Source organism: Pseudoalteromonas sp. TB64 (assembly GCF_000498095.1).
GTDB lineage: Bacteria > Pseudomonadota > Gammaproteobacteria > Enterobacterales > Alteromonadaceae > Pseudoalteromonas.
The window spans coordinates 1-17,545 of the sequence record NZ_AUTQ01000263.1; the positions used below are offsets into that span (position 1 = coordinate 1).

The 17,545-nt window shown below is 37.3% G+C and carries 16 protein-coding genes, 1 tRNA gene and 2 pseudogenes; 7 read left to right on the forward strand and 12 right to left on the reverse strand.

Annotation, left to right across the window (positions count from 1 at the left end):
* Positions 1–779 (reverse strand): annotated as a pseudogene (locus L647_RS0121980) (cell division protein FtsX); the annotation flags it as partial.
* On the reverse strand, positions 769–1,482 hold the full coding sequence (locus L647_RS0121985) for an ABC transporter ATP-binding protein (protein ID WP_024612920.1): 714 nt from the start codon (positions 1,480–1,482) through the stop codon (positions 769–771). The gene L647_RS0121985 and the pseudogene L647_RS0121980, both read right to left, overlap by 11 nt.
* On the opposite strand from L647_RS0121985, the gene L647_RS0121990 reads away from it, so the two are divergent.
* From L647_RS0121990 to L647_RS0122000, 3 genes are all read left to right on the forward strand, one after another.
* Positions 1,483–2,106, forward strand: a complete 624-nt coding sequence (locus L647_RS0121990) for an arylesterase (protein ID WP_024612921.1) — start codon at positions 1,483–1,485, stop codon at positions 2,104–2,106.
* 112 nt (positions 2,107–2,218) lie between these two features.
* Positions 2,219–2,295: transfer RNA gene (locus L647_RS0121995), tRNA-Pro, on the forward strand.
* A gap of 272 nt (positions 2,296–2,567) precedes the next feature.
* The gene (locus L647_RS0122000; protein ID WP_024612922.1) at positions 2,568–3,299 is read left to right on the forward strand and encodes a hypothetical protein; all 732 of its coding nucleotides are present in this window, start codon (positions 2,568–2,570) and stop codon (positions 3,297–3,299) included.
* Positions 3,300–3,372: 73 nt separating this feature from the next.
* On the opposite strand, the gene L647_RS0122005 is transcribed toward L647_RS0122000, so the two are convergent.
* From L647_RS0122005 to L647_RS01000000124835, 8 genes are all read right to left on the reverse strand, one after another.
* Positions 3,373–3,642 carry a hypothetical protein gene (locus tag L647_RS0122005; protein WP_024612923.1) on the reverse strand — a complete coding sequence of 90 codons (270 nt, stop codon included), beginning with the start codon at positions 3,640–3,642 and terminating at the stop codon, positions 3,373–3,375.
* Between the two features lie 90 nt (positions 3,643–3,732).
* Positions 3,733–4,155 (reverse strand): terminase small subunit, encoded by a 423-nt coding sequence (locus L647_RS0122010; RefSeq protein WP_024612924.1) that lies wholly within the window; start codon positions 4,153–4,155, stop codon positions 3,733–3,735.
* A 449-nt stretch (positions 4,156–4,604) separates the two neighbouring features.
* Positions 4,605–5,948: a VapE domain-containing protein gene (locus tag L647_RS0122015; protein ID WP_024612925.1), complete on the reverse strand. Its 1,344-nt coding sequence runs from the start codon at positions 5,946–5,948 to the stop codon at positions 4,605–4,607.
* Positions 5,945–6,970 carry a hypothetical protein gene (locus L647_RS0122020; RefSeq protein ID WP_024612926.1) on the reverse strand — a complete coding sequence of 342 codons (1,026 nt, stop codon included), beginning with the start codon at positions 6,968–6,970 and terminating at the stop codon, positions 5,945–5,947. The genes L647_RS0122015 and L647_RS0122020 overlap by 4 nt, the downstream gene beginning before the upstream one ends.
* Positions 6,971–7,084: 114 nt before the next feature.
* Entirely contained in the window at positions 7,085–7,576 is a 492-nt protein-coding gene (locus tag L647_RS0122025; protein WP_024612927.1) for a hypothetical protein, read from the reverse strand.
* A 2-nt stretch (positions 7,577–7,578) separates the two neighbouring features.
* Positions 7,579–7,770, reverse strand: a complete 192-nt coding sequence (locus L647_RS1000000125510; protein WP_076917073.1) for an AlpA family phage regulatory protein — start codon at positions 7,768–7,770, stop codon at positions 7,579–7,581.
* A 103-nt stretch (positions 7,771–7,873) separates the two neighbouring features.
* Positions 7,874–8,665 (reverse strand): hypothetical protein, encoded by a 792-nt coding sequence (locus L647_RS0122030; protein WP_024612928.1) that lies wholly within the window; start codon positions 8,663–8,665, stop codon positions 7,874–7,876.
* Positions 8,666–10,030, reverse strand: coding sequence for a tyrosine-type recombinase/integrase (locus tag L647_RS01000000124835; protein ID WP_253948936.1), 1,365 nt, complete (start codon positions 10,028–10,030; stop codon positions 8,666–8,668). It lies immediately after the preceding gene.
* Positions 10,031–10,641: 611 nt separating this feature from the next.
* Between L647_RS01000000124835 and L647_RS0122045 the strand changes: the two genes are divergently transcribed.
* The 3 genes from L647_RS0122045 to L647_RS0122055 are packed head-to-tail and all read left to right on the forward strand — an operon-like array spanning position 10,642 to position 15,211.
* A complete protein-coding gene (locus L647_RS0122045) occupies positions 10,642–12,300 on the forward strand; it encodes a molecular chaperone HscC (RefSeq protein WP_024612930.1) in 1,659 nt (552 codons plus the stop codon).
* 60 nt (positions 12,301–12,360) lie between these two features.
* Positions 12,361–14,472, forward strand: a complete 2,112-nt coding sequence (locus tag L647_RS0122050) for a CDC27 family protein (RefSeq protein ID WP_024612931.1) — start codon at positions 12,361–12,363, stop codon at positions 14,470–14,472.
* Positions 14,456–15,211, forward strand: a complete 756-nt coding sequence (locus L647_RS0122055; protein WP_024612932.1) for a DUF1266 domain-containing protein — start codon at positions 14,456–14,458, stop codon at positions 15,209–15,211. The genes L647_RS0122050 and L647_RS0122055 overlap by 17 nt, the downstream gene beginning before the upstream one ends.
* An 85-nt stretch (positions 15,212–15,296) precedes the next feature.
* Here L647_RS0122055 and L647_RS0122060 read toward each other — a convergent pair whose 3' ends face one another.
* Entirely contained in the window at positions 15,297–15,545 is a 249-nt protein-coding gene (locus L647_RS0122060) for a hypothetical protein (protein ID WP_024612933.1), read from the reverse strand.
* Positions 15,546–15,894: 349 nt separating this feature from the next.
* Positions 15,895–16,155, reverse strand: a pseudogene (locus tag L647_RS1000000126645) (hypothetical protein); the annotation flags it as partial.
* Positions 16,156–16,260: 105 nt separating this feature from the next.
* On the opposite strand from L647_RS1000000126645, the gene L647_RS0122070 reads away from it, so the two are divergent.
* On the forward strand, positions 16,261–17,532 hold the full coding sequence (locus L647_RS0122070; RefSeq protein ID WP_024610808.1) for an IS4 family transposase: 1,272 nt from the start codon (positions 16,261–16,263) through the stop codon (positions 17,530–17,532).
* Positions 17,533–17,545 lie beyond the last annotated feature (13 nt).

Below are 17,545 nucleotides of genomic sequence, written 5' to 3' on the forward strand. Positions count from 1 at the left end.
CCCGCCAGTAATAAAAAACTTTCAGCACGGTTTAAACTATTTGAAATAGGTGATTGACGGTCTTTAACGCCATACCATTTTTGATTTTCAGCTATTTGTGGTTTTAGCCATTCGTAAAAACTGCCTATATCACTTTCATCACCTGCATATAATTGGCGGTAATAAACGCGACTTCCGGGTTGCACTATTTCGGTTTTAGGCACGTCGGCAATATTAATAAGCACACGACGACTACTCGAAAAAACATTAAAAGGCGCGTCTGGCTCTTCTACTATAATTTTTTCTACATTAAATAAAGCCGCACCGAGTTCTACCTCTGCGCCTATATCTATATTTAAACTATAAAATACCGATTCACTCAACCATACATTACCAGGTGATGGTCCGCCATTGGCAACAACCGTCTCACCCAGAAGCGTGTTTTTAACTTTAAGCTCGCCTTTTAAAGGGTAAGCATTTGATGCGGCCTTAACTGAGCTAAACTGCATTTCGTCATTAGCAAATAACATAGTGTCGAAGTACATCATTTGCGCTGTTTGTAAATTTTGCTCCTGCGCCTTCGTAATATAAGCAGTGTCTAGTGGATGGTCGCTTCCAAGCACTCGGTCTGCAGCAATAAACGCACTGCTTTTTTGCGCAATGCTTTGCGAAATTCGCTCTGTAACCATCGAAAGCGTAAGCACTGTTAAAACGGCTAATGCAATAGCGGCACTTATAACCGTAAGCTCACCACGGCGAAACTCACGCGCAAATAATTTTAGCGCTAACTTAGCCCACATCTGCGGTGTCCTCCGTTACGCTTTTAACTAATAAACCAGCTTCAATTTGAATAATATGCTCACACTTTTGCGCAAGGGCTTCATCATGAGTCACTAAAATAAGGGTTGTACCGTGCTGGCTATTTAAATCAAATAACAACGTTTCAATCATTTTGCCATTTTTGCTATCTAAATTAGCCGAAGGTTCATCGGCAAATAATATTTTAGGCGTACCAATAAATGCACGCGCTATAGCAACACGTTGTTGCTCACCTCCAGATAGTTGCGACGGGTAGTGATCAACTCGATGGCTCAAGCCCACCTTTTCAAGCAACGCAAGCGCTTGCTCTTTCGCATCACTTTCACCAGCAAGCTCTGCCGGTAGCATAACGTTTTCTAGTGCAGTTAAACTTTGCACCAACATAAACGACTGAAAAACAAATCCAATTTTTGCCGCTCTAAGGGCCGCACGTTCTTCTTCATCTAAATTATGAAGTGGCTCACCATCTAAAAATATTTCACCACCGCTAGCAGTATCAAGCCCTGCTAATAAACTAAGTAACGTAGATTTACCTGAACCAGACGTACCCACTATTGCAACAGATTCACCATGCTTGACATTAAAGCTGATGTCGCTGAGGATGGGCAACTCTCCTTCAAAGGTAGAGACAACTTTAGACAAACCATTTACTTGAATTATATTTAATTGAGAAAGCGCTGACATATGACTCATTCAATCCTACGTTTAGTATTCATTTTATTTTTAGTTATCAAACCACTAACAGCAGCAGCCGACAACACGATTTTAATACTCGGTGACAGTTTAAGTGCAGCCTACGGTCTTCAACAAGAAGAAGGCTGGGTAAAATTGTTACAAGATAAATACGACGCAGAACAAAGCGATATTGTACTTATCAACGCCAGTATTAGTGGCGAAACATCTGGTGGCGCCCTACGTCGTTTAGATGCATTGCTTGAGCAATACGAACCCACTCATGTACTTATTGAGCTAGGTGCCAACGACGGTTTACGTGGTTTTCCAGTTAAAAAAATGCAAACTAACTTAACCGCTCTCGTTAAAAAAAGCCAAGCAGCTAATGCGATGACCGCCTTAATGGAGATTTACATTCCACCTAATTACGGTCCGCGTTACAGTAAGATGTTTACAAGCAGTTTTACACAAATTAGTGAAGATACAAATGCTCACTTAATGAACTTTTTTATGCTCGATATTGCTGGTAAATCTGACTTAATGCAGAACGACAGTTTACACCCTAACAAAAAAGCTCAGCCATTAATACGAGATGAGATGTATGACTCGATCAAAAAGTGGTTAAATAACGACTAGTGAATTAATACAGCGCAAGAGCGCTCTTTTAGGGCTCTTGCGTAATAAATACTCAAACAAACAATCGCTTATTGATTTTTAAAAAAATACACGTACTATTGCAATCAATAGTCGGTATGTGGCGCAGCTTGGTAGCGCACTGTCATGGGGTGGCAGGGGTCGAGAGTTCGAATCTCTCCATACCGACCAATTAATTATTTAAAATCAATAAGTTAACACCAAAAACAATAACTCAACATTCGATTCAACTTTATCTTTTTTTAAAACTAGCCAATAACTAGCCAGTATGATTAATTATTGTATTACTTATTTTTCATTAAAAGCTTCTTTATCTCCTTAATACCCACATATATATAATTCTCATGTTTATACTTTTTCTTACTAACTTAATAGCCTAAGCTTTTTTAACAAACCTAAAACCTGCTAGTATGATCCAAAATTTATTTTAAAAGGAATTTAATATGAAACTAATACCTCTAATGCTTATTTTGTTCATTGCTGGCTGTAGCTCTTTTCAACCTCCATGGGAATCTGCGCGGGAAATGAAAACAGATTTACAAATCTATAAGTCATATAACCTCGATACTAAGTACACAGTCACTACAGGTAGCCCAATGGTTTTAGCTAGGACTTACAAGGAATATGTTTGGTTTAAACCTGTTTCATTAAAAACTGAAATTTGGAACGGTCAAACATTAGCTAATGACCAGCAAGGAGCAGAATATATATTTACACCGACTTATAAACTTGATGGGAAAAACGGGGATTATATTTTAACCGCCAAAAACTTTTATCACAGAGCAATCGGTATAATTGCATTTGATGATGGAACAGTGCCTGAGAACCCTGTAATGAGAATTGACCGCAAAGGCTCAATGAAACGCTATCCAATAACACCTAAAAGCAATGATAAAAAAATCTTTGAAAAACATTTTTTCCTAGAGGGAGATAAATCTGATCAGTTTATGTTTGAACTCATTTACACGGGCAAATCAGGGCAAACTATTAATTTGCTCTACAGAGAATATATAAACGATATGTCTAGAGATTCTTTTAGACAGAGTTTGACGTACAACTTAAATGAATCTAAAGAAATTAGCTTTAAAAGCTTAAATATTAGTATTTTGGAAGCAACAAACTCTGAAATCACATTTACAGTACAAGATGATAATAATTTAGAATGGCTGCGATAAATTATCAATAAAGCAGTAGATAACAGCTTTACAACTTCTTTTTTAAGAGTCAGAAAACCCTATCTAGTTTTGTCTAGTTTAGATCAACGGCAAACATATCATTGCTGGTGGGGCTTTCTGTTCGCTCAACTTTAACTATTGATACTGGCGCGACTGCTGGCAGTGCAAACTTAGACAGCTTACAAATTGCGTCTATACGCTCCGCTGGGTTTAATTCTTTGAGTAGTTTGGGCAATTGTTCAAACTCATCAGCCAAGGCATTAACTAATAACTGTCGAGTCTCAAACGTTAGCTTATTGGGTGTGCCAGCTTTACGCCCACCTGTCTTTTTACCTGTTGCCATGTTTTCACCTCGGTTATTTTTTGGTGTGTTGGGTTTTGCTAAGTTCTACTAGGATTATTTAGGATTTCATATATCAAGTTTTGACAATGTTTAACGCTTTGACCCGCCCGTTAAGCGTTCAGCCAGTGAGCTAGACACTTTTAATGTGTTGTTAGTCTCAATCGGTGCGTTATCACCTTGCATCTCATTGTGGACTTTAATAGCTGCAATAGCTGCTTGAGCGTTTAAGATACCTTTATCTTGATGCTCAGTCATAGCCGCATCTATGATGGACTGTAAGGCTTCAAGCTTTTTAGTTTTAGACCATATAAAATCATTATGCGCTTGCTGCTGGTGGGCTTTTATATGCTTTTGAATTACAGGTTTGCTCAGGTTTTCTTGACCGATAGAATATGCCGTCTTTGCACTATAACCAGCTGTAATGGCTGCCTGTGTAGCGTTACCACCGTTCAAAAGATACGCTTTTATAAAAGCACTTTGTTTAAGTGTTAATTCGTTGGTATTTGCCGTCATAGCCTAGCCACTGCTTGTGTAAACAATATTGTTAAATTATACCATTTTTTAGCTATTTTGATTACTTTATGGCTAATTCAAAATAGCCTGTTCTTTATTATGGTTAAGTGGTTAGGTATGGTTAAGTTGTTAGGTATGGTTAAGTAAGTTAAAATCTACTTAACCAGCCTACAGGGCTTTACTGGCGTGGCTTTTAGCTAAAAATGGTTAGGTGGTTAAGTGACTTCGCCCACCTTTAGGGATTTAGCCGCTGCTGTTGTGATAGCTATAACCCTATGAATATTTATCCTATAAAAATTTAAAGTTAGTGTTTTTACTTAACCACCTAACCAAAAACGCGTGAAACCCTTATTTATAAAGGGCTTCGGGGTGGTTAGGTAAAATAAAATCTACCTAACCATTACTTAACCATAACCATTTAAACAAAAGAAGCGGCTAAAAATAATCTTCTAAACCNCGGCAGGTGTCACGTTAAAAGCTATTTTATACACTCTCCTGTTTGCCCTGCCTTTTTTAGCAGTAATCAATCCCTCTTTAGCTAAACGGTTTAAGGCTTTGCCGACCATACCGCTATGGTTCGATTGTAACTTTCTATCTTCTGCTATTAACTCGCCAGCGGTAAACCAGCCATCTATACACGTTGGGTGCTCTATTTGCTGGGGTAAATCAATTTTACTTTCTGGCGCGATATAATTATCAACTATGTGATTATAAGCAAAACCCTTATCTTGAAAGTTATCATTAACAGATAGTGCCTTTTCTTGTGTTTCATCACTAAGCGCCCACCCGTAACCGTCTAAGTACAGCTTTTTTACCTCAAGCCAAAACTGGTGTAATTGTTCGGGGTCGGTTTGTTTTATCGCACCTGTACCGTCAAACGTCCAACCTAGTAAACTGTTTAAGGTGTCCATATCAATCGCCTTTTTCAGTTCAAGCACTGCAAAGCGAGTTGAGCCAGTATCATCTTTTAAAAAGTCGCGGTCGTTTACTGTTGCAATAAAACACGTTTGGCGCGGTTTCTTTATATCGCTTCTGGCGTATGGTGGGCGTACTGTATCAATAGACTTTGTAATAAATGCCTTTAAGCTGCCCTGTGAATTTTTACTTGTGCGTTCAAGTTCGCCAAGCTCAACAATCCACGAGCGTATGTTAGATAAAATACTATCTTTATTATCAGGGTTTAGCTCTGCGCCCTCTAAAAAAGAATGTGGCATTACACTAGCAAAGCGTTCAACAAAGGCGGTTTTTCTGAATGATTGACCTCCTTGTAAAACAGGCACTAGTTTACTTTTGAATGTGTCCTCATAAATACAGGCAATACATGCCACCAGCCAGTGCTTAATTATAGAATCGGCTAGTTGTTCATCTTTAGCATTTAAACACGCGACAACCTTGTTAACGCGCTCTATGCCGTCCCACTCGCCCTTATCTAAGTAAAACTTAACAGGGTGAAATTTGTTGCCGTGACTGATTGCGATTAAGTGATCATCAATTGCCGACTTTGGCAAACTGTGCCGACTTGCTGCGCTTATTAAATGGCTTCTAACTTCTTCAAAGCTGTTATTTAATGATTTAGTTCCTTTTAATAACTCAGGTTCAAACGTCATCTTATTAAAGCCAAACTCTATGCCGTAAAACGCCCCCAACTCTTTTAGGTTGTCGGCTGTGTTCAATGTGCGCCCTTTGCCGTCCTCAGTTACTTTTATATCTGGGAATTTAGGGCTTAACATGGGCGTTTTTTCGGCTGTCTTTTCAACCTCTACAGGTATGTTATTAACTGCTGGCAAGCTCATACTTCACCCCCTGCGAAAAATGCGTTTACGCTCTCATTATGCAAGTGAGTAAAATACTCTTGCTGGTTGTGTTTATGTATCTGCTTAAACTGAGTTTTCGCAATGTCATGCAATGCGCGTTTATAGTCTCCGCCATATTCACGAATAACGATAAAATCGAACATATCCAAGCATTGCCCTGTAGCGCATGGGTCGCTTTCATGGTGTGAATAATAACGCTCCTTGCCATCGGTATGACTTGTTAAGATATAAGTGCCTGCGGTCTTGCTGGTTGCTTCGGGTGGTAAATACGCTTTACCTTGTTGTTTATACCCATAATGACTAAGCAAGCTTTCCCACGTATAGCCACTATTAACCAAGTTAATAATAGATATTTGTTTCCCGACTAGGTTTTGCTTAAACGCTGGCTTAATAGGTACGGATTTAATAGCCTGTTCTTGTTGCTTGGTTTGCTCTTGTGCGTACCTCTCCGCATTTACTAGAATTTGCGAGTCTGCCACGTTCAGCGGTTCGCCTTTCCCTATTTTATACTCGTAGCAATCACCAGCAAAGCGCACAGGTAAATACATTATTTGCTGAGGTCGTGTAGCACAGTCGTCCGCCATAAATATATAGCTTAAATAGCTCTCCACCAGCGCCCAAACCTTATAAGTGATGGATTCGGCTATTTGTATGTAAACCCTGTAGCGGTTGCCTTTCCCGTCCTGCTGGTGGCTTGCTGTCGTGTGTATGATATACGACTCAATACCCATACCCTCAAGCGTGTCGGCAATTGAATCTATATCCAGCTTGGTGTCGTCTAGGTCAAGGCGTAACAGTGTAAAGTTATCATGCTTTAAAACTGTTTCTTTGGTCTTGTTGGGCGCGTCATTCGCTGCAATGATTGAGCTTTTAGCCTTTGCTTGTGTGTGCGTTAGTGTGCCTAAATCGCTTGGTAATGAGACTTTAAGTGTTAGCTCATGCCAGTTAATATAGTTAAAGCATTGAGTAACTTTTGTACTTTTAGCTGATAAAAATTTCATAATAATTTATACTCTTGTTTGAGGCTGGTGGTTTGGTCGCCAAACTTTTACCACCAGCTTTATGTTATATATCAAAAAGTATTTAACCCGACTAAATTAGCCTTTGGTCGGGTTTTATTTTTTAAAGATAGAATCATTAGCGGCACTCCCTAAAGACTTAAGATAATCTTTAGTGGCTTCTGTCATTTCTGTATAAGCTTTTGATTCACGTTTACGGCCTTTAACTGCTAGATCAAAAGAGTCCTCTTTAAACTCCTTACGCCTAATTTTCCTTGCTTCTATATCTTGCTGAGGATCATTTAATAGATGCCGTTCGTTAAGCTTATAGCCGATTATTTTTCCAGTATTTGGCTCTTTTACTCTATCAATAAGCCAGTGCTTATACCTATCACCCTCAAGTCGTTGCCGTGGGCTTCTCCCATCACTAGTAAAAACATCAAAAACCCTTTCTACGCTGAGGTAACCAAGCTTTAGTTGCTCGTCTAACATCAAACATAAGAACGTGTACGACTGATTCGGTTTGCCACGGTTGTTTAGTTGACTTGGTATTGCGTCCAGCGGTGCTGCTTTAAAAAACTCTGTAAGTGGCTTGTGTATGTTACCCATGGTTAAGACTCCTTACTTATTAGCCACGCATCAAGGTCTGACTTTCTATAGATACAGCAGCGGCTAGATAGGCGTATTTTGGGTGGGAATGTCGGATCGCTTTCACCAAGACGCCACAATGTAGCTAGTGAAATATTTAGGTAGTTAGCGCTTTCTTTCAAGCGCATATTGTCTGAATTGAACTGATTTAGCATGGTGTTTTATCCTCTTTAGTTAAACTAAATGAAAGATTAAGCTATTACTAAACCTGTTTGAACTGATTGTGATTACAGTAAGTTGTTACTGTAATAATTAGTTTTATTTCAGCTCTAAATTACCTGTATCCCTATATTGTTCTTGCCATTTAGTAAATGTGTTGTGGTGAACTCTTTTTGATGGGTTTTTACCATAAACAATTTCTGTAGCTTCCAAACAAGCTGCGTTCTTATACATTTCTTTTTTCTCTACTTTCTTAACCAGTTCAATAATTGCCTCCTTATCACCTGATAGCTTTTTACTTCCTCCTGCAAGCGCTTTTTTTGCGGTGTCTATTTGCTCTCTAAGAAAATAATACTTTTTATCTAGTGCTAATTTAACCAAGTATAAGCTGTGCCAAGCAACAACTGTTTTTTGACTTTCTGTACTATAAAAACAAGCCTTTGCGTGTCTCAGATTTTTTAATGCTATGCTCTTAAATTGCAAATGTTCAGCTTTATTAACCTTAGGGGAGTTGCTTTCATATAAAATCGACATCTGTTCATTAACAACTTCTAGCAAATTTTCATAAACCTTATTAAAAGCCTCATTTACGCCATATTTTTGATCATGTAAAAATTTGAACTCTAGCGCTTCCACAGCTAGCTCTTCACTTCTATCTACATCTTTTTTTATAAGCCTTCTAGATTGCATATCTACATCTTTATTAAGTATCAGATAAATTGCATCTATCAAGGCATTGCATTTTTCATGTTCAAACTCTTTAAAAGATATACCTTCTTTAATCAGCTCTTGCATTTGATGTTTTATTGTTGGCTTTTTCATCAAAGCAATTTCGCTTAAGTAGTCCAATCTACATTTTAACTGCTTTAGGTCGTTTACTTTTTTATACATTTAAATAACTCCTTTTATATGCTTATTACTATTTGAATTAATACCACCCACACCTTGCAGCATGGCTAATGTGTTTGTTTCATCATGCCTTAAATAATTAGCGGCTATCATTGAACCGTCTTTATGCCCTACCAGCTTGGCGATAGTTAACACTGGAACACCACGGGCGCATAACTCCGATATAAAATTATGCCTAAATGAATATAAATCTAGCTCTGTAGTAATGCCGCCAAGGGCTTTAACTTGTCGCCAGTGTGTTAGGTGAGCTTTGCGCTCTATTGCTCGCCCTGTACGTTCGGATTGGAATATAAAGCCTGTAGCGTTGCCTTGCTCACTCTCCCAAACATCAAACACCGCTTTTAGCTCATTACTAACGGGAAAAGTAACTTTTTGGCTGTAATTTACTTTTTTTGTTTTAGATGGTGTAAATATTAAAGTAGTCGAGTTGTTGAATTGATTAAATGCTAAATTTTCCCATTTTAAAGCGTATATATCGGCTGGGCGCATTCCTGTTAGTCGTGCAATATGGCAAAAAGGTATAAACCAATGCGGATATATGCGCTCCTGTAAATCTGCTAAATGCTCTTTCCCATGTGTTCTGCTTGCATTGCGCTTTTCTTTTAGTTGTTCAGCGTATAAATTCAGCCCATTCTGAATCTGTTGCTTTAGCGTATCGCTCATAATAACGCGCTTTGATTCTAGCTTTGTATTATGCTCTTCTAACTTTTCTCGTTCTGCTAAAGTAAGCGCGGGTAATGAATAGTTTTTGATAGGGTTATCATTTAGTATTGCGGGGCTGTGCCCGTCTTGTGATTTAGCAGCAAAGTTAAGCATAGCTTTAAATGCGCCATAATCTCTTACAAGTGAGCTACGCATTACACCGTTTTTTCTTCGTTTGTTGTACCAACTTAAAATATCGGTGCTAGTCACCTTTCCCATATCACGATCAAATAAGTGTGAAAAGTTGCGGCTAATATTTTGTAACGTTGATTTGCCATCTTTGAAGTTATCTAGTTTATAAGGGGTATATATAGACTCGTAAAACCTACCTGTATTTAAGTAAGCATTGGCTGCTTTTAGTTGCTCAGCATCGGTATGTTCTTTTTTTAGTTTTTTCTTATACCCTAATGGATCAACTCCATTTTTTAACTTTGTACGCCAATCTAAAGCCACCTCTGCTGCAATTGCTGGTTTAATAGAGGCATCGGCTATTACTGCTGTTCTTCTTTTACCTAACAAGTCTGTATAACGTAAGCGCCAAGCTCCACCAACTTTTAATTTAATGAAGTGAAAACCTTGTATATTGTCACAACCTAACTGACTATTAAGCTCAGACTCCTTTAAAAAAGAGTTTAATTTTGCCACTGTTATGCTGGACGCGTTGTTTTTACTCGCTTTCATATAGATAACCACTTTTAAAAAACTAGCCAATAACTAGCCATTATAGTGATATTTTGAGAAATAAACAGGTGCTTTATGAAACAAAAAATAAAGACAACTCATTGTAATTAAATATAAAGCATTAAAAACAAAGAACTAAAAACTGTCATGGGGTGGCAGGGGTCGAGAGTTCGAATCTCTCCATACCGACCAATTAACTCCTTTTAAAATAACGATCCTCGTTGACCTAAACCATCAGTAAGCTTTACTCTCAGCAATTCAATAACACAGTTATCTACTTTTTCATGCTTTCTCATTATTAATCTTAATACCAACCTGTTTGCACTGCACAACTGTGTCTTGTTTTAAAGACCTCTTCGCTTTCATCAAACACCGCTGCCTATTTTAATAAAATAAAGTTGAGCGTATAATTTTCAATCAGATATTAATAATAGGTTTTTAATTAAACTGTACAATGGTATCGGTGCGAAACTAAGTTGAATTTAAGGTTCTGTCTTTAAAGTTCTGTATTTAAGGCCCTGTATTTAAGTAACTTAGCATAGCGATGATTTAAGTCATTCTGTAAGGGTAATAAAATGAAAATAGGGATAGATCTCGGTACAACCCATAGCGTAGTTGGAATTTGGCAAGATAACGCCGTTAAGCTAATTCCAGATATGGAGGGTAACGTACTTGTCCCTTCAATTGTTGGCTTGTCGGAAGATAATTATATTATTGTTGGGCAAGCTGCTCGGGATCGATTGGCTACACATCCGAGTCATACTATTTGTGAATTTAAACGCTTTATGGGCACTGATAAAGAATTTTCATTGGGCGAGCAAAACTACAGTGCCACTGAGCTTTCAGCTATTTTATTAAAAAGTCTAAAAGAGCAAGCCGAACATTATTTGCAAGAGCCAATCACTGAGGCTGTTATTTCGGTACCTGCCTATTTTAACAATAAACAACGCCAAGCAACGCAACAAGCTGCTTTGCTTGCAGGTTTAAAAGTTGAGCGATTACTTAATGAACCTACAGCCGCTGCACTCGCTTATGGGCTCGATAATAAAGACTGTGAACAAACTTACTTAGTACTGGACCTTGGTGGCGGTACATTTGATGTGTCGGTTATTGAGGTATTTAACGACATATTTGAAATACACGCCTCAGCAGGTGATAACTATTTAGGCGGTAACGACTTTACTAACGTTATTGAAGAGGACCTTTATAAAAAGAACGATTTATACAAAGGTTTTTTCTCAGATAGTGAAAACCGTAATATTTGGTCTTTGTGTGAGCGCTTAAAGTGCCAATTAACTAACGAGCCAGTAGCGAGTTTTAACTTTGAATATAAAGAAAAAACATACCCATATACTCTCACGCTGGAAGATTATCGTACATTATGTAGCGAGTTAATTGAACGTATTAAGTTTCCTATTAACCGTGCAATGTCGGATGCTGATTTAAAACTTGATGAGATTGATGGGCTAATTTTTGTTGGTGGCGCTACACGTATGCCTATTTTTCAGCAGCAAATTAGCCGTGTATTTTCGCGTATTCCACAAACCCAATATAACCCTGATCATGCCATTGCGACTGGCGCTGCAATTCAAGCAGGAATGAGCGCACGTGATAAAGAATTGAAAGATGTAATAATGACCGATGTGTGCCCTTATACACTTGGTGTAGAAGTAAATAATAAACATAATCAATCAGAATTTTTACCTATTATAGAACGGAACGCCACTATTCCTGTTAGCGAAACCCGCTCTGTTTATTCAAGTCATCCACAGCAAGAAAAAGTACTTATTAAAATTTACCAAGGTGAAAACTACCTTCCCAAAGATAATGTTTTTTTAGGTGATTTAGAAATTGAGCTTGAACCGCTAAATACAGTACAAGAGCTTTACCTAACCTATACCTACGATCTTAATGGTGTGCTAGAAGTTGAAGTAACTAATGTTAAAAGTGGCAAAAAATACCGCACTTATGTAGGCGAAAAAGAAGAAAGCGTGAGCGAAAATGAGCTGCGTGAACGTTTTGCACGTCTTAACGCACTTAAAGTTTTACCTAAAGACAAACTTGTAAACACTGCATTTAAAGCAAAATTAGAGCGTTTATTCCAAGAAAACCTAGGGGATAAAAGGCGTGAAATTGGTGAGGCCATTGGTCAATTTATGGATGTATTAGAAACTCACGATAATCATAAAATTGAACGTATGATCGAGAATATAAAGCATTATTTAAGTTTTTAATATTAACTGATAAATAATTTAATTAATAAATATCACAAGCATTAAATAAAGAGTGAAGTAATGAACCATTGGAAAACACTAGGCATTGAAGCCACTACAGATAAACGGCTAATTAAACTCGCTTATACAGAGCTTTTAAAAAAAACATCGCCAACTGAGTTTCCCGAAGAGTTTAAAAATTTACGAAAAGCGTACGAGTTAGCAAATAAAGAAGCTAAACGACCTGCTCAAAATGAAAACAAAGCACCCAATCAAGTATTTGAAGATGAGCATGAAAAAAAAGGGGTTGTTGACGAGTCATTTTTTGATGAAGAAGAGCCCTCGCCTGCACTTACACAAGTTGAAGTAGTTAAGCCACAACCTATCGAGTTAAATTCTGTTAGTTCTATTTCACAGCTACAAATAGCGCTCAATGAATTATATTGTAATGTGTTATCTCGCAGCGATGTTGAACAATGGAAGTTATTATTTTCATCGCCTTTATTTTGGGATGTTGATCAAAGTCAGCAAGTCTCATTCACTTTAATTGATTTCTTTTCAGAGCATTACTTTTTATCAGCCATGGTATTTAGGTTTTTAGATGAGAGTATGAAAATCTCTAGTGAACTCGTCACTAGTAAAAACAATCATTATCGCGAACTTGCCATTGCACTGCATCATTATATTCAGAGCCTACCACTGCGCATAGATTCACCATCAAATATTGATGTGAATATCAGCTTTGAACAACTGCAGCAGCATCTTCAGTTACGTAACTTAATAGAAGAGCAATGTATATATTCTAAGCTTACAGCTGAGCAGCTAATTACGCTAATGCAGCGAATCAATTCGGTATTTTATAATGACGAGTCACTTTATCTTTATGTTGCTAACTATTTATGGACATTGGGTGCATACACAGAAATCAGCGAGTTACTTGCCTCATTATCAGAGCCTACAGATGCAAGCATAGAACACCTGCGAGATTTACAAGCACACGCAGAATTTAAGCTTGAAAACTATGATATAGCACTCACTATTTATCTTGCGCAGCGAAAACTTATAAAAAGTTTTTATGCGATGAAGATGACTAAAGAGATTGGCCTGTGTTATTTGCACCTTAAAGATTATGAAAAAGCTTATATATTTTTAAACTCTTATTTTTATGTTTGCCCTGAGGATATAGACCTACGCTCTTCTTTGATTATCGCTCGTCGATACTACATAAAAGATCTTAAAAAAAATGAGGAAAGTAACGCGCTTAAAATAGCGACGTTGCAATTTGAAAATGGTCGCTATCAAGATGCGTTAATAACGACTCAAACATACTCTTTGGTTTTTGACGCTAATTGCAATTATTTACAGGCTTTATGCCTTGCTAAGCTAGAACGCTTAGATGAAGCATTTGACGTTTTTATCGCCTTTATGAATCTACATTTACAAAAACAGATAGATCCTTGGCCACTACTGGTTGATTTATTTATATATTGCCCAGATTCAATTGATTTCAATTTGATAATGGAAACTATCGCAAAAAAAATAAAACCATCTCCTAACACGTTTTATAAAACCCCTCGCGTGCTAGGCTCTGTACAAGAGAATATATACTCAGAATTAGAACTCAAAACATTAGATCTTCCAGCGACTGAGCATGATGGTACTCCTAATTTACCTATGGCTCACGCCCTCTATTATGATTTAGAATATAAACAACAATATGCGTGGGCAATGCTACATGCATTAATGGCTAAATTAGTAAATATCGAAAACGAAGCGGTTATGAAGCAAGTAAAACAAGCCGCTATTTATGCGATTAAGCAAGCTATGCCAAAAATCACACACCAACCAAGTTGGAGCTTAAAGTTTATTCACATAGCTTTTGATATAGATGATTTTGATACCTGTATTAAGCTCGCAAACATTACGATTAGCACGTTTTCTAATTTACCACAAACCTACTATTACAAAGGGCGATCGCTAGCTGCCTTAGAGCAATATGATGCAGCAATACCTATATTAATATTAGCCGCAGATAAATACGGACATCAAAGGCTTGGGATATACTCACTTGAATTTGCAGTGGAATGCTGTGAAAAACTCGTTGAACTTGGACAGCCAATGCATCCTAATTACAATGATATATGCCTAAAACTGCAAACAACAAAGGAGATTGTAGATGCACAATCAAAGTGAAGTACCTTGTGTAATTACGGATGATGCGGCTTTAAGCTCAGAGCAAAAATTATGGCTTATTAGCCTCTCAGGGCACCTTTCAATGCAAAATGGCTATTCATTGAATACCTTAAAACATCACAGTAAAAACGAAACTGACGAGTCAATTACTAACGATAATTTAAGTATTTTAAATAATGGTTATGGCGTTACAACAAAAGAAGAATTGATTAAAACTTTAAATGTTTTTTATAACACGTCAAATAGCCAAGTTTTCATGAATTGTATGGCTGAACTCACCAGAAATGATTTATTAGCAAGATACAACATTGAGAATAAATCTACTGCCTATCAAAATACGCCTATAGGTATTATGTCGGACTGGGCAGGAATACATAAATTTTCACTGGCTCGTGGTGGTATTAGAGCTTTTGACATTGGTCGCTATACTTTTTTATGTCGTTGTGGTGTTGACGTTAATTTTTTAACCGAAGAAGAGGCATGGCATTACCTTAAGCCTATTGGAAAACTGGCACAGACCTTATTTGTTAGCTGGCAAGAATATGCAACTAGTTATGTGGTTGGTCGGTGTATATGGCAAAAAATTAAAATTCTACAAACGTACAGCGAGCCAAACCCTGACTTTAATTTTAGTCATGATCTATTTGAAAAAATAAATGATTCAACTACTACATTGCAAAATATATTAGCTGATGACGAGCACCCTTGGTGCCAATTAGATTGGGAGATACACTTTTAATTTCAATCAAAATTGTAGTATTTTGATTTTATGGATACTTACTGAATAACGCATTTTACAGTGGCGTTATTCAGTAAAATTAATATTAGTGCTTGCGCCCTACACCATTTCGTACCATGTCTTGCCCTGTTTGGAATACGTCTTCTGTAATCATGCGTGCTAAAAGTAGCTGCTGATTATCGTCAAACACAGCAACAAAACGGCTGCCATCTTTGTTATTAGTAGCCATGCCAACACCGGCAACACCTTTAAGTCCAAAACCACCGTTTTCGACATCTATTAAAAAGCTTTCTAGTTCAGCCAAAGTATCAATTACGTCACTTTCATTATTCATTTTAAACTCTTTTATTAACGCCCCACACTGACTGAAGCTTTTAAATCATTATGGTAACTATTTTATAGAGTGCGGCTAAAAATTTAAACCCTTTGTTTAGTACAGGTTTTAATATTTTGGGTGTAAATAGTGAGATTGCTATAATTTATGCAGTTTTATTTATATTGAGTAAAGTAAAATCGCTTTAGTGATTATTATAATCAAAATAGTTAATCCCATTTCCTAATACAATTCTCAGCGTTAAAAAGGCAATAAGCGCTGTAACACTTATTGCCTTTAATTAAATTTAACTATTTTTTGTTTTATATTCATTCTTTAATTCAGCGTTGAGTTTAAGAATGAACAGTCGTTATCTCCGATTTTTTTGTAAAACGTCCTTTATTGTCATTTTAACTTTTTCATACTTTGATGACTCAACAAAACCAATCGAAAATGTTTGTGGCGTACTAAGGTATTTATTTTTATTACTCCGCCCAAAACCAAATACGGTCATGTCTGGCCTGCTTACATAATTATCTGGATGGTTATCATCTTCATGGTGTAAAAGGTAAAGCACGCGCGGGCTTTTTTCATCACCAAATGCTATCCATTCTGGGGATGGTAAATCATCTAAAAATGGCTCATAGGTTGGATCTTAAGGAATAAAACTTGAAAACATGCTCTGAATTTGATCTGATAGTAATCGCCAAACCACTATCTATCCCAAAAGCAGAGCATGAATAAATATAATACTGAGTTAAACAAAATAACGAAAGTGCTTAACGATTTTAATATTAACGAAATAGGTAAAACAAGCCGTTTTTGTAGCCGTAAACGAATAATAAAACCTTTCGAATTAGTCATGTCGTTAATAACGGCTCTAGGCGATAAATCGGTAAACACCGTGACAGATTTACATCGTTATTTTGTGAAGTTGACGGAAACTGATGTTCAATATAAACCGTTTCACAATCAACTGAGTAAGCCTGAATTCAGCCAATTGATGAAATCACTGGTCGATGTGGCGTTAAATGAATGGCAGCAACAAATACTCGGCACAGAAGTCACACTGTCAGATTTCAAACGCATCATATTGCAAGACGGAAGTTCGTTCGCAGTGCACGATAGTTTAAAAGATACCTTTAAAGGTCGCTTTACTAAAATAAGTCCTGCGGCAATAGAGGTTCATGTGAGTTGGGATGTGCTTCAAGGTTATCCCGAAGAAATCTCAGTGAGTCCTGATAGCCAAGCTGAATATGATTTTTTACCTGATGCTAAATCGTTAGTCGACACCTTGTTTTTAGCGGATAGAGGTTATTTTAAGTTATCGTATCTTGAATCAATTGATACAGCAGGAGGCTTTTATGTTGTCAGGGCTAAAACCACGGTTAATCCAACCGTAGTAGCTGCTTTTAATCGTCACGGTAACGCGTTAAAACGGTTTTCACAGAAGAAGCAAAAGGACGTTAAAAAGCATATTCGTCGTAGTGTTATTGTCGATATGGATGTGGAAGGTAAAACTAATTATCGATTGATTGCGAGCTGGCCTAGAGGAAAAAGTGAGCCTACTTATTGGGCAACGAACTTAAATCGAGAAAAATTTAGCGCTGAAGCGGTAATAAAGCTCTACAGTCTCAGGTGGCAAATAGAGTTACTGTTTAAAGAATGGAAGTCTTATTGCAACCTGCAAAAATTTAACACCAGAAAAGCGAGCATGATGGAAGGCTTGGTGTGGGCAAGTTTATTGACGTTGTTAGTAAAGAGGCGAATAGGCATGAGTGTTCAACAACTTGCCGGTATTGAGCTATCAACATTTATGGTAGCAAAAAACACCCAAGGTTGGTTTTATCAATTAATGGAGTCGATAACACAAGGCGTGATATCGACACTGAATAAAGCATGGCAAAAAACTATCAGTTTTTTGTCAAAATATGCACGAAGAGCGAACCCAAAAAGAGATAAAGAAAAAGGACGATTAAAATGCGGCCTGAATCCAATTATCTCTTAATGTCTAACCTATG